Origin of the sequence: Agathobacter rectalis ATCC 33656, assembly GCF_000020605.1 — a bacterium.
Lineage (GTDB): Bacteria > Bacillota > Clostridia > Lachnospirales > Lachnospiraceae > Roseburia > Roseburia rectalis.
This window is the reverse complement of record NC_012781.1, coordinates 1,553,055-1,566,287: the sequence shown is the minus strand read 5'-3', so window position 1 is coordinate 1,566,287 and position 13,233 is coordinate 1,553,055. Positions and strand designations below refer to the sequence as shown.

Genomic DNA, 13,233 nt, shown 5'->3' with positions numbered 1-13,233 from the left:
TTATTTATCTTTTCTTCTTGTGGACGTTTCTGATTGTTTTCTTTTTGTGCGCTGTGCCTGCGGTGTTACTTCCGCTTGCGTTTTTCCCTCGCTCTGTTGCATTTTTCAAGTTTTTCCTTACACCTGCATTCTTGCCGCTGCCATAGCTGCTGTTTGAATTTTTATCAGACTTAGAAGTTTTTTTGTCCCAGCCGCCATCAGTATGCATTTTCCTAGGCTTTATCAGGCACTTTTTGTCAAATCCGATTAAGTCCTCCCTGCCGGCCTTCACAAGTGCCTCGTGCACGAGATCGTAGTTCTTTGGATTGCGGTACTGGATGAGTGCCCTCTGCATAGCCTTCTCATGCGGGTTAGTTGTGACATACACCGGCTTAAGTGTCGCCGGGTCAAGCCCTGTATAGTACATGCATGTAGAGATGGTAGACGGTGTCGGATAGAAATCCTGCACCTGCTCAGGCATATATCCCAGATCGCGCAGATACTCCGCAAGCTCTATCGCTTCCTTAAGCGTTGAGCCCGGGTGTGAAGACATGAGATAAGGCACAAGATACTGCTCCTTGCCTATCTTTTTATTCATATCCTTGTATGCCTTCACAAAGCTGTTGTATACCTCTACACTCGGCTTTCCAAGCCTGCTCAAAACAGCATTGGAGATATGCTCCGGAGCTACCTTGAGCTGTCCGCTGACATGATACTCACACAGCTCACGAAGAAATGTCTTGTCTTTGTCATACATCAGATAGTCAAACCTGATACCTGAGCGGATAAACACCTTTTTTACCTTTGGCAGTGCACGAAGCTCTCTAAGCAGCTGTATATAGTCGCTGTGGTCAACAATCAGGTTATTGCACGGCTTAGGAAACAGACACTGCTTTGTAGGACATGCACCCCTTGTGAGCTGCTTTTTACATGCCGGCTGCCTGAAATTGGCTGTAGGACCACCAACATCATGGATATAGCCCTTAAAGTCCTTATCCTGTGTGATAAGCTTTGCCTCTTCTATGATTGACTCATGACTTCTTGTCTGGATTATCCTGCCCTGATGGAAGGTCAGAGCACAGAAGTTACAGCCTCCAAAGCAGCCTCTGTTGCTGATAAGAGAAAACTTCACCTCGCTTATCGCAGGCACTCCTCCTGCCTCCTCGTAGCTTGGGTGATAAGTCCTCATATAAGGAAGCGCATATACCTCATCCATCTCCTCCTGCGACAGTGGCTTTTGCGGCGGATTCTGCACCACAAGCGTAGAGTTGTCATACGGCTCTATGAGCCTCTTTGCGCAGAAAGGATCAGTATTGCAGTACTGTATGTAAAAGCTCCTTGCAAACTCCCTCTTGTCCTCTTTTATAACGTCATAATCCGGAAGCTCAATCGCATCATATATGATATCCCTGTCCTTTGTCTTAAACACGGTACCATCTATAAACGTGATATCCTTTACATCCATACCACTGGCAAGCGCATCCGCTATCTCGATGATGCTTCTTTCTCCCATGCCATATGAGATGAGATCCGCACCGGAATCTAAAAGAATCGAGCGCTTGACTTTATTTGACCAGTAATCATAATGTGCCATGCGCCTAAGGCTCGCCTCGATGCCGCCTATTATGATAGGGATTTTTTTATAAGTATGGCGTATCAGGTTACAGTACACAACGGTCGCATAATCAGGTCTCTTTCCCATCACGCCACCCGGTGTAAATGAATCCTTTGCTCTTCTTTTCTTTGAAACCGAATAATGGTTTACCATGGAGTCCATATTACCTGCCGAAACCAAAAAGCCAAGGCGCGGCACTCCGAGTATGGATATAGACTCATCATCCTTCCAGTCGGGCTGTGAAATGATGCCGACCGTATAGCCATGTGCCTGCAGCAGCCTTGCAATTATTGCATGTCCAAAGGACGGATGATCCACATATGCATCACCGCAGACATACACAAAATCAAGCTGCTCAATGCCCTCATCTATCATATCCTGTTTTGAAATTGGTAAAAAACCATTACTCATATCATACCTCATAATTAAAAATTATTTTATTTGCCGGATTTTATCTGCATAAGCATATCCGTTTCAGCCTGTGTCAAAGCTCTGTAAGTCCCTGTTTTAAGGTCATCAGGCAGCTTAAGCGGTCCCATGGATATTCTCTTTAAATAGATTACCCTCTTTCCAAGCGCCTCAAACATCCGCTTGACCTGATGGAACTTTCCTTCTGTTATCGTAAGCTCAATCTCGGATACGCTGCCGCTTTTTTTAATAACAAGCTCCGCAGGCTTTGTAGGTTTTTCCTCACCTATATCAATGCCCTCTTTAAACCTGATGATATCATCCAAAGTCACCTCACCATCAATACGTGCGTAGTAAGTCTTTGCCACGTGCTTTGAAGGACTTAGGAGCTCGTGCGAAAGCGCTCCATCATTTGTGATAAGTAAAAGCCCCTCCGTGTCTATATCAAGCCTTCCGACAGGAAACAGATCATCATGCACAGCATCCGTGATATAGTCCATGACGGTATCATGCACATTATCACAGGTCGCAGAAACACAGCCTGAGGGCTTATTAAACAGGTAATACTCATACCTTTGATACTTAACTATTCTGCCGTTAACTGATACCTCGTCGGCATCAGTATCTACCTTTGTCTCAGGCTTTGCGGCCACAGTGCCATTTATGGCTATCTGTCCGGTCTTTATAAGCTTTTTTACCTCAGAGCGTGTGCCAAGCCCCATCTCTGATAAAAATTTATCTAATCGAATCATATTGATATTTCTCTCCACATATACTGTCACATGAGTAAAAACAAACTTAAAAAATTACTGTTTATCGCTTTTATACTGCTATTTTGTATTTATTACATATTGTTTCCGGCACAGGTAAGTACGTGCGCTAAAGCTGGCATAATGCTATGGTTCAACCAGATATTTCCGCTTCTATTTATATTTACGATTTTATCTAACCTGATTATCTCAACAAATGTGCTGCAAAACATTCCCCAAAAGCATATCATGCTGTTTACATACATAATAGGCATAATATTTGGATTCCCGATAGGAGCAAAGCTCACAGCAGATTTTTGTTCCAAAGGATACATAGATAAAAATCACAGAGAAATACTGAGTGCACTGGCAAACCATTTCAGCCTTCCCTTTATCATTACCTATGCACTGTCCGAGCAACTTAACATATGCAGCCACTATAGCATTTATCTTGTGTCACTTTATCTGCCATCTGCTATAGGAATGATAGCTATGCTTTCGATTAACAAAAACAAAAGCTTAACACAAAAAATCCCGGCTCAAGGATTTAAGCTTAACATGCAAATCGTTGATGCCGGAATAATGAAAGGGTTTGAAACCCTTATAAAACTCTGTGGATATATTGTATTGTTCTCTATAGTCTCACGTATCCCACAGACCATTGCCCAAAAGGCTGACTGCAGCATGCCACTGTCGGCAGACATAATAGGTGCCTTTTTTGAAACCACAAACGGTATCGGCATAGTCTGCGGTCTATGCATTCCACGCACCCTGTCAATTGTGCTGTGCATTGCACTTCTGTCATTTGGCGGTGTATCATGCATGGTCCAGACCAAATCAATATTCCGGGATACAGGCTTTAGGCTTTACAGATACATACTGCTTAAGGCAGCCATGAGCATACTCTCATGCCTGTTATGTATTATCCTATTTCGCATCCTCATCTGAATCGGAAATATTGGTGATTTCTATATCATCATCAGATGTATCTGAAGTTGCCTCATTGTCAGACGACTCTGCTCCTGCAGCTTCATCGCCATTCTCTTCCGGTGGGAAAAGCTCTGCTCTGTTTGCTGCAACAACATCCTCAAACTGCTGCAGTGAACTTATAAGGCTGTCATATCTGGCCTTTGAAGTCTCAATAGAGCCTGTTAAGATGTCCTCAATGCTCTTAAGCTGGCTGTCCGTATATGCCATGGCACTCATTCTGAGATTATTTGCTTCGTTTGTGGCACTATCAAGTATCTCCTGTGCCTGCTTTGTTGCAATCTGCACTACCTCATTCGCCTGAGCATATGCCTGCTGCATAATCTGATGCTCACTGACAAGCTCATTTGTCTGAATCTGAGCCTGCGCGATTATCTGATCAGCCTTCGCCTGTGCATCAGCAAGGATAGCCTCCTTATTGCTGATGATCTTCTGATATCTCTTGACCTCCTCAGGGGTCTTTGTACGAAGCTCTGAAAGAAGCTCCTCTAACTGTTCACGATTGACAAGAATCTTGTTTCTTGAAATAGGTGACGGCTTGCAGCCATCAATATAATCTTCGATTTCTTCAATAATCTGTTCCATTTTACTGCTCATAAATACTGTCTCCTTACCTGGTAATATTGTATTTGGCATAAATTCTATCAATGAACTGTTCAGGTACGAACTTTGATATATCTCCTCCGTATGATGCAAATTCCTTGACAATTGTAGAGCTTAAATATGAATAATTGAGGCTAGAAGTGAGAAAAACCGTCTCTATTTCCGGATTCTGCACTCCGTTAGCCTGTGCAATCTGCAGCTCATACTCAAAATCTGTCACTGCACGCAATCCTCTTATTATGATTGTTGCATTGATTTTCTTCATATAATCAACTAAAAGTCCTTCGAAGCACCCTACCCTAACGTTTGGTATATGTGCTGTCATTTCCTTTATCATACTAACACGTTCTTCCAAAGAAAACAACGAGTTTTTTGCACTATTATTGAGTACTCCGACAACCAGCTCGTCAACTATTTTTGCTGAACGCTCTATTATATCCAGGTGTCCAAATGTCACCGGATCAAAGCTTCCCGGATAAATTCCTACCTTCATATTGTATCTCCTATGCACGCTTTATGAAAACATGCTTGTTTGTCTTATAAATTTTTTCTTTGACTATCTCATAGCCAAGCTCTGTGAGATAATCAAAATCAGTATCGTTTGAAGCCTCAACCACGATAAGTGTATCATCCTTTAATATATCGCTGTCCGAAAGTGTAATAAGCACTTCCTTTTCAAGCTCCTTATTGTATGGCGGGTCCATAAACACGATATCAAATTTGTATTTGCCCTCAAGAGTACGTACTGCCGTGACAGCATCCGTCATCATAAGCCTTGAGACTTTATCAAACTTTGTAAAATGGATATTGTCCTCGATGCATGAAGCAGCTTTTCTTGAATTTTCCACAAATACAGCATAGGCTGCACCGCGGCTTAACGCTTCAAGTCCTATCTGTCCGCTTCCCGCAAACAGATCTAAAAAATATGCTCCGGGAACATCAAACTGCATGACATTAAAAAGAGTCTCCTTCGTCTTGTCAGTAGTCGGTCTTGTATCTTTTCCCTCGATAGTCTTTAGAGGGAGGCTTCTCGCCGTTCCTGCTATTATTCTCATACTTTTCTCCCTGTTATAGTCTATTTCTGGTCCTTTAAGACGTCCTTATTCTTTGCAATATAGTCAATAAGTGAAACAACTGTGAGCACAAGTGCCACATAAATGAGGATTGTTCCAAGGATATTTAACCAGCCAAGCTGCAGATTGATATTAAAAATAATAACAATAACCATAAGCATCTGGAAGGTTGTCTTAAATTTTCCCCAGTAGCTTGCTGCAATGACAATTCCATTGTCTGATGCAACGAGTCTGAAGCCGCTTATGATAAACTCTCTTGCAATGATAATAAGCACAACCCATACAGGGATGAGCTTTAAATCAACAAGGCATATCATTGCAGAGCATACAAGCAGCTTGTCTGCAAGCGGATCCATAAACTTGCCGAAATTTGTAACAAGATTGTATTTTCTTGCAATTTTTCCGTCAGCCATATCGGTCAGACTTGCAATGATAAATATCGCAAGCGCTATATAATTTCCGTATCCGTCAAAAAACGGTGAAATAAGGAAAAATACAAAAAACGGAATAAGTATCACTCTTAAGATTGTAAGTTTGTTTGGTAAATTCATTTTACAAGTTCTCCTATCAAATCATATTCATACGCACCCGTCACCATAACCTTGCATATATCACCGGTCATAAGTGTCTCATCAGTGTTGATGAATATATATCCGTCAACATTCGGTGCATCTCTGTATGTACGGCCGATATAAGCATTTTCATCAGCCACCTTGCCCTCTATGAAAACATATAATTCTTTACCCTTTAGTGTCTCATTTTTATCAAAAATGACCTCTTCCTCAAGCTCCATGACATCAGCCTGCCAGTCAGCCTTTATATCCTCATCTATCTGGTCAGGCATTGCAGCTGCCTTTGTGCCCTCCTCCGGGGAATACGTAAAGGCTCCCAGACGGTCAAACTCCATATCATTTACAAACTGCATAAGCTCCTCGTGATTATCCTGTGTCTCACCCGGGAAGCCACATATAAGTGTGGTCCTTAGTGTGATATCAGGTATTCTCTCACGCAGCATTCTGATACGCTCCATAAGCTCAGCCTTTGTTGTTTTTCTGCCCATGCGCCTTAAAATATCGTCATTGCAGTGCTGGATTGGCATATCCAGATAATGGCATACCTTCTCATCCTTTATCATGGACTCTATAAGCTCATCGTATATCTCCTCGGGATAGCAGTACATAATCCTTATCCAGAACAGCCCGCTTATCTTGTTGAGCTCATCCAAAAGCTTATGAAGTGACTTCTCACCATACAAATCCACTCCGTAAAGTGTGGTCTCCTGGGCAACAAGTATAAGCTCCTTTGCCCCCTGCTCCACAAGGCTCTTCGCCTGCTCAATCAAATCCTCCATCGGCACACTTCTGTAACGACCTCTGACAGATGGAATGACACAGTAGGTACAGTTTTTATTGCAACCCTCTGCTATCTTAAGGTAAGCGAAATGCCCTCCTGTGGTGACAATACGCTTTGTCTTTATGCTGGGAAGCCCCTCTAAGGTGTGCAGATTGCTGTATCTGTGTTTTTCAAGTGTCTCATGGACAGCTTCAACTATAGTATCATATGAATTGGTGCCAAGTATGGCATCAACCTCTGGGATTTCCTTAAAAATCTCATCCTTGTATCTTTGTGCCAGACAGCCTGTCACAATAAGTGATTTGCATTTGCCTGTCTCCTTATACTGAGCCATCTCGAGAATTGTATTGATACTCTCCTCCTTTGCATCACCTATGAAGCAGCAGCTGTTTACGATAATGATATCAGCCTGCGTCTCATCATCGGTCATCTCAATGCCGTCATTTGCAAGCATGCCTATCATATACTCTGAATCCACAAGGTTTTTATCGCATCCAAGCGAAATAAATAATAATTTCATAGTACCTCTCAAATGTAAGTATTTACAATTAAAGGGAAAGACAAAACAGCCTTTCCCCTCCTAGATTAAGCCTCTTCGCCTTCGTTTAAATCCTCATCATCTGAGACGATTCTGACAGCTCCCGTGTACAGCTCCTCTACAGCAATAGATAATGGCTTATTGCACTTAGGGTGTGCGATAAGTGGTTCTGCACCATCAATAATCTGACGTGCACGCTTTGCTGCAGCAATAACGATAGAATAACGGCTGTTTACTACCGGCTCTTCACCTATCTCTACATTGTTGTTTACTACCTTCATTAACTCTACATACGATGGATGTATCATATTATTTATCTCCTTTCGAAAAGCTTAAAAGCTCTTTTCTCATTTTATTTATAAAATCTATATTTGATGATACCAGATAATCCTGATTCTTTTTTGTGTCGTCAGAGCTGTGGATGATATCATTCACAAGCTCTACACAATCGTCAAGCTTATCATTTACCACTAAATAATCATATTTCTCTATGCCTAAAGACTCCTCATATGCTCTTGAAAGTCTCTGTGCACAGACCTCTTTTGTCTCTGTGCCTCTTCCTACAAGCCGGTCCTTAAGCTCATCTGCACTCGGCGCTGACACAAACATAAGCACCGTATCAGGAAACTGCTTCTTTATCTTTAAAGCTCCCTGGATTTCTATCTCAAGAATCACATTCTTTCCTGCGCTAAGCTGCTCATTTACATATGACTTTGGTGTGCCGTAGTAATGATCTACATACTTGGCATACTCAAGCAGTCCGTCTGCCTTTATCATCTGTTCAAATTCTTCCTCTGAGATAAAAAAATACTCTCTGCCATGCTCCTCACCCGGCCTTGGACCTCTGGTCGTGGCTGATACGCTCAGTGCATAATCATCACCATGCTTTGCCATAAGCTCCTTCATGATAGTACCCTTTCCGGAACCCGAAAAGCCTGAAAAAACAACTAATTTTCCTGTGTTACTCATCACAATCTCCTAAAATTACTCAATATTTTGAATCTGTTCCCTGACCTTTTCTATATCAGTTTTAAGACTGATGCCTGTGTCAGAAATCTTAAGATCATTGGACTTTGAAAGGATGGTATTCGCCTCACGGTTCATCTCCTGTGCGAGGAAATCAAGCTTTCTTCCCACACTGCCACCGGCATTTAGCGAATCCTTCATGGAAAGGATATGGCTTTTGAGCCTGACTGTCTCCTCATCCACACAGATCTTGTCCGCAAAAATAGTGACCTCCTGGGCTATTCTTGAATCATCAAGCTGATTGTCTGCAAGCAGCTCTCTTAGCTTTTCCTCAAGACGCGCACGGTATTCGACAATAATCTGTGGCGAACGCTCCTCAATGAAATCAACATATGATACCATATTATCGAGCTTTTCGCAAAGGTCTTTTTTAAGATTTTCTCCCTCGCGCACGCGGCTTTCAACAAATGGCTCAAATGCACCGCGAAGAGCCTTCTCAAGACTGCTCCACAGCTCATCCTCATCTACAGGCTGCTCCTCCATCGCAAATACCTCCGGATATCTCGACAGCGTGCTCACTCTTATATCATTCTCCAGTCCGAATTCCTCCGCCATCTGATTAAGATACTTAAGATATTCTCCCGCGAGAGCCTTATTATACTGCAATGAGAGATTATTTTCTGTAAAATCCTCATATGTGATATAAATGTCAACCTTGCCACGCTCTATGTACTCCTTAAGCAGAGTCCTTATTGCACTCTCGAAGAAATTGAGCTTTTTGGGCATCTTGATATTGACATCCAGATATCTGTGATTTACAGATTTTACCTCAACTGTAATCTTACGGCTTGCATCTGCGTACTCGTATCTGCCAAAGCCGGTCATACTTTTAATCATAATTTTTCCTTTCGCATATGCATAGATGAGTTTATTATATAACTCCTTGAGATTTTCGTCAAATATATTATAATATAAATATTCATGATTATAAATATTCAGCAACTTAGAATATTTACAGGAAATAAGGAGGAACATCATGGCTTTAGACGGAATAGTCATTTCAAATATAGTTGCAGAGCTAAACAGTACGATACTAAACTCAAAAATCAGTAAAATCGCAGAACCTGAGGCAGATGAGCTGCTTCTTACCCTAAAGGGACCAAACGGCTCGTTCAGGCTTTCGATGTCTGCAAGTGCATCTCTTCCATTCATCTACCTGACACCCACAAATAAGGTAAGCCCCCTCACTGCCCCTACATTTTGCATGGTTTTAAGAAAGCATATAGCAAACGGACGCATCACAAAAATTTACCAGCCGGGCATGGAGCGTATCATAAACTTTGAAATCGAGCACTTAAACGAGATGGGCGATCTATGCCACAAGGTGCTTATTATCGAGCTGATGGGCAAATATTCAAACATCATCTTTACCGACTCCGATGGTACAATAATAGACAGTGCCAAGCGTATTCCCGCATCCGTAAGCTCTGTGCGAGAGGTGCTTCCGGGCAGAGCCTACAAAATCCCCGCGACACAGGAGGATAAATATAATCCTCTGACTGTAGATTCGAAACAGTTTGTGGATATTATATCAGCAAAGCCGCTTACTGTTTCAAAGGCTATCTACTCATCCTTTTCCGGCATCAGCCCACTTGTGGCAAATGAGCTGGCTCACAGGGCAGGCCTTGACGCGGACTCCCCTGTAGCTGCCTACTCACACGATGAGCTTTTGCACCTGGGAAGCAACTTCACATGGATGATGGAGGACATAAAAAATAATCGTTTTACGCCGAATATCGTGCGTGACGGCAATGAACCAAAGGAATTTTCTTCAATAGAGCTGACTCAGTATAGCGATTTAACGGTCACAAAATATGAATCTATATCAGAGGTTTTAGAGCTTTACTACTCTGAGAGAAACGCCTATACACGTATACGCCAGAAGTCAGCCGACCTGAGAAAACACGTAAATACCCTCCTGGAGCGAAACCAGAAGAAATATTCCCTGCAGATGAAGCAGCTTAAGGACTCCGAAAAACGCGAAAAGTACAAGGTGTACGGCGAGCTTATCAACGCATTCGGCTACGGACTTACACCGGACGACAAGTTTCTTGAAGCTGCAAACTATTATGATGACAACAAAATCATCAAAATTCCTATCGACAACACAAAAACTCCTGCCGAGAACGCGCAGAAATACTTTGACAAATACGGAAAGATGAAGCGTACTGCCGAAGCATTGAACGAGCTGATTCTTGAAACAAAAGGTCAGATAGACCATCTCGAATCAATTCAGAATTCACTGGATATCGCTTTAAGCGCTGACGACCTCGTCCAGATAAAGGATGAGCTGATAGAATACGGTTTTATCAAAAAAGGTAAGGGTTCAAAGAAACAGAAGGTAAAGAGCAAACCCTTCCACTATATCTCATCAGACGGCTTTGATATGTACGTTGGCAAAAACAACTACCAGAACGATGAGCTCACCTTCAAGCTGGCAACCGGAAACGACTGGTGGTTCCACGCCAAGGGCATGCCCGGCTCACATGTCATTGTAAAAGCTGAAAACAAAGAGCTGCCGGACAGCACCTTTGAGGAGGCAGGCAAGCTCGCAGGCTACTACTCAAAGGGCAAAAATGCCGACAAGGTAGAGATAGACTATCTGCAAAAGAAAAATGTCAAAAAGCCAAACGGTGCCGCAGCCGGCTTTGTCGTGTATTACACAAACTATTCTCTCACGATTCACCCGGATATATCCGATATCAGGCAGATTGAGTAAGCAGATTATACTTATTTCATAACCATTCCAAAACGCTTAAAGTAAAAAGCTGATATACACATGCATAGTCCTGCATGCTATATCAGCTTTTATTTTTGCCATTTAAGCTAATCACAGATTCATCCTCTTTAATTGTTCTTTTGCAAATTCATCCATTTTCTTTTTCAGTATTCTGTTTTCCGGTGTACAAAGCGCCGGGTCTGCTTCAAGCACCTCATCCACCATCTCAGATGCTTCCTTTAGCACATCGCTGTCCTGATACACATCCGCAAGTGCAAACGCAAGGTCTCCACTCTGCCTGATTCCAAAGAAATCCCCGGGACCTCTGAGCTTTAAATCCTCACTTGCTATATAAAAGCCATCATTTGATTTATTTAATATCTCCAGACGTTTTTTTGATTTCTTTGAATTTGACGAATTGATGAAAATGCAATACGACTGTGCATCCCCCCTGCCTACACGGCCTCTTAGCTGATGAAGCTGTGCAAGTCCAAACCTGTCTGCATTTTCTATCATCATGACGGTTGCATTGGGCACATTTACCCCAACCTCCACGACTGTTGTGGACACAAGCACCTGCGACTCATTATTTGCAAAGCGCTGCATCACCTCATCCTTTGCCTTGCTCTTCATCCTGCCGTTAAGCACATCTACAGTGATATCCTTTGGCAGTGCCGCTTTAAGCACATCTGCATAGTCTGTGACATTTTCCCCTTCCGAGTTTTCGGTTTCCTCCACAAGAGGGCATATAACATACGCCTGATGGCCGGCTCTCACCTGCTCCTCGATGAAGCTGTAGGCCTTTGGCCTGAATGCTGTGCCAACCACACAGTTCTTGATAGGAAGCCTCTTTGCCGGCACCTCATTTATGACAGAGATATCCATATCACCGTATATGATTATTGCTAACGTACGCGGTATCGGAGTGGCACTCATCACAAGTATATGTGGCTTTCTTCCCTTATCCGAGAAGCTCTCCCTCTGCTTCACTCCAAATCTGTGCTGCTCATCTGTGATAACAAGCGACAGATTGGAAAAATCAGCTTTCTCCTGTATGAGCGCATGAGTGCCTATAATAAGCGCATTTTTCTCGTTTTCAAGGCTCGCATAGGCTTCTCTTTTCTGCTTTGCCGTCATGGAACCGGTAAGAAGCACAACAGGACTGTCAAGTCCAAACTGACTGACCAGTGAGCAAAACGTCTCGTAATGCTGGTTTGCAAGGACCTCCGTCGGAGCCATAATAGCAGACTGATAGCCACATTTTGACGCCCACGCCATAAGAAGAAAAGCAACAATCGTCTTTCCTGAGCCCACGTCACCCTGAATAAGCCTCTGCATCACATAAGGGCTTTTAATATCCTGCTTTATCTCATCTATTGTCTTCTTCTGCGCGCCTGTCAGCTCATACGGAAGCTTATCAATCAGTCCGTCTATAAAAGCATCATCCGTAAACTCAAACTCATTTTTGTCCTTCTGCTGCTTTTTATTCTGATACCGCATGCCCATGATAAAGAGAAAAAACTCATCAAAAACAAGCCGTCTTCTTGCCTCCACAAGAGCGTCAAAGTCATCAGGGAAATGTATCTGCTTCATGGCATAATTGTACTCGCAAAAGCCGTATCTGTGCCTTATATCCTTAGGCAGGTAATCTGACAGCAGTGTATCATGTGACAGAGTCTCCTTTATCGTCTTCACTATCAGATTGTTTGTCACACCGCTTGTCACGGAGTACACAGGCTGCAGTGTATCGCGTATAGCCTCGTACTTTTGCACCTCATACACCACAGGCTGCTCCATGACATATCGGCCTCCCTTTGGCTTAATATGTCCGTAAAATATAAGATGTCTCCCCTGCACAAGCTGTGCCTTAAGGTATGGCATACGGTACCATACCAGCTGTATCATATGCCCGGGCGAGCCGATATCCTGCAATGTAATCTGCATTCTCGCTGTATTTTTCACTACAGGTGCCTTTTTAATCACAGCATAGATGGCATAGGTGCTGCTTACGTTTACATTATTCAGTTCATCAATATCCGTTATTTCCGGAAACTTTACATAATCCCGGGGAAAATGAAGGAGTATATCACCAACGGTGTATACTCCCATTTTAGCAAATGCTTTTTGTGTTTTTTCCCCGATTCCCTTAACCGCGGTAATCGGTGAAGCTATATCCATATTTG

General features: G+C 42.8%; 13 protein-coding genes. 2 read left to right on the top strand and 11 right to left on the bottom strand.

Annotated features, from left to right (window positions below; genetic code table 11):
• Window positions 1–4 precede the first annotated feature (4 nt).
• Together EUBREC_RS07525 and EUBREC_RS07520 are read right to left on the bottom strand one after the other, a co-directional pair.
• Window positions 5–2,005, bottom strand: a complete 2,001-nt coding sequence (locus EUBREC_RS07525; protein WP_041254037.1) for a YgiQ family radical SAM protein — start codon at window positions 2,003–2,005, stop codon at window positions 5–7.
• 26 nt (window positions 2,006–2,031) lie between these two features.
• The gene (locus EUBREC_RS07520; RefSeq protein WP_041254035.1) at window positions 2,032–2,754 is read right to left on the bottom strand and encodes a pseudouridine synthase; all 723 of its coding nucleotides are present in this window, start codon (window positions 2,752–2,754) and stop codon (window positions 2,032–2,034) included.
• Window positions 2,755–3,000: 246 nt separating this feature from the next.
• Here EUBREC_RS07520 and EUBREC_RS07515 point away from each other — a divergent pair, with 246 nt between their 5' ends.
• Complete coding sequence (locus tag EUBREC_RS07515; RefSeq protein ID WP_306719235.1) at window positions 3,001–3,699, top strand: hypothetical protein; 699 nt, start codon at window positions 3,001–3,003, stop codon at window positions 3,697–3,699.
• Here the strand turns inward: EUBREC_RS07515 and EUBREC_RS07510 are convergent.
• The 8 genes from EUBREC_RS07510 to EUBREC_RS07475 all read right to left on the bottom strand — a co-directional run bounded on the left by EUBREC_RS07510 (window position 3,679) and on the right by EUBREC_RS07475 (window position 9,168).
• A complete protein-coding gene (locus EUBREC_RS07510) occupies window positions 3,679–4,335 on the bottom strand; it encodes an ATPase (RefSeq protein ID WP_041254031.1) in 657 nt (218 codons plus the stop codon). The genes EUBREC_RS07515 and EUBREC_RS07510 overlap by 21 nt on opposite strands.
• A gap of 13 nt (window positions 4,336–4,348) precedes the next feature.
• A complete protein-coding gene (coaD, locus tag EUBREC_RS07505; RefSeq protein ID WP_012742520.1) occupies window positions 4,349–4,834 on the bottom strand; it encodes a pantetheine-phosphate adenylyltransferase in 486 nt (161 codons plus the stop codon).
• Window positions 4,835–4,844: 10 nt separating this feature from the next.
• Window positions 4,845–5,396 (bottom strand): 16S rRNA (guanine(966)-N(2))-methyltransferase RsmD, encoded by a 552-nt coding sequence (gene rsmD / locus EUBREC_RS07500; protein ID WP_012742519.1) that lies wholly within the window; start codon window positions 5,394–5,396, stop codon window positions 4,845–4,847.
• A 20-nt stretch (window positions 5,397–5,416) separates the two neighbouring features.
• Window positions 5,417–5,965, bottom strand: a complete 549-nt coding sequence (gene pgsA, locus EUBREC_RS07495; protein WP_012742518.1) for a CDP-diacylglycerol--glycerol-3-phosphate 3-phosphatidyltransferase — start codon at window positions 5,963–5,965, stop codon at window positions 5,417–5,419.
• A complete protein-coding gene (gene rimO, locus EUBREC_RS07490; protein WP_012742517.1) occupies window positions 5,962–7,287 on the bottom strand; it encodes a 30S ribosomal protein S12 methylthiotransferase RimO in 1,326 nt (441 codons plus the stop codon). The genes pgsA and rimO overlap by 4 nt, the downstream gene beginning before the upstream one ends.
• Before the next feature lie 65 nt (window positions 7,288–7,352).
• Entirely contained in the window at window positions 7,353–7,613 is a 261-nt protein-coding gene (gene rpoZ, locus EUBREC_RS07485; RefSeq protein ID WP_012742516.1) for a DNA-directed RNA polymerase subunit omega, read from the bottom strand.
• Between the two features lies 1 nt (window position 7,614).
• Complete coding sequence (gene gmk, locus EUBREC_RS07480) at window positions 7,615–8,274, bottom strand: guanylate kinase (RefSeq protein ID WP_012742515.1); 660 nt, start codon at window positions 8,272–8,274, stop codon at window positions 7,615–7,617.
• Between the two features lie 15 nt (window positions 8,275–8,289).
• The gene (locus EUBREC_RS07475) at window positions 8,290–9,168 is read right to left on the bottom strand and encodes a YicC/YloC family endoribonuclease (RefSeq protein WP_041254564.1); all 879 of its coding nucleotides are present in this window, start codon (window positions 9,166–9,168) and stop codon (window positions 8,290–8,292) included.
• A 139-nt stretch (window positions 9,169–9,307) separates the two neighbouring features.
• On the opposite strand from EUBREC_RS07475, the gene EUBREC_RS07470 reads away from it, so the two are divergent.
• Complete coding sequence (locus EUBREC_RS07470) at window positions 9,308–11,050, top strand: Rqc2 family fibronectin-binding protein (protein WP_012742513.1); 1,743 nt, start codon at window positions 9,308–9,310, stop codon at window positions 11,048–11,050.
• A gap of 111 nt (window positions 11,051–11,161) precedes the next feature.
• On the opposite strand, the gene recG is transcribed toward EUBREC_RS07470, so the two are convergent.
• Window positions 11,162–13,228 (bottom strand): ATP-dependent DNA helicase RecG, encoded by a 2,067-nt coding sequence (recG, locus tag EUBREC_RS07465; protein ID WP_012742512.1) that lies wholly within the window; start codon window positions 13,226–13,228, stop codon window positions 11,162–11,164.
• Window positions 13,229–13,233: the final 5 nt, after the last annotated feature.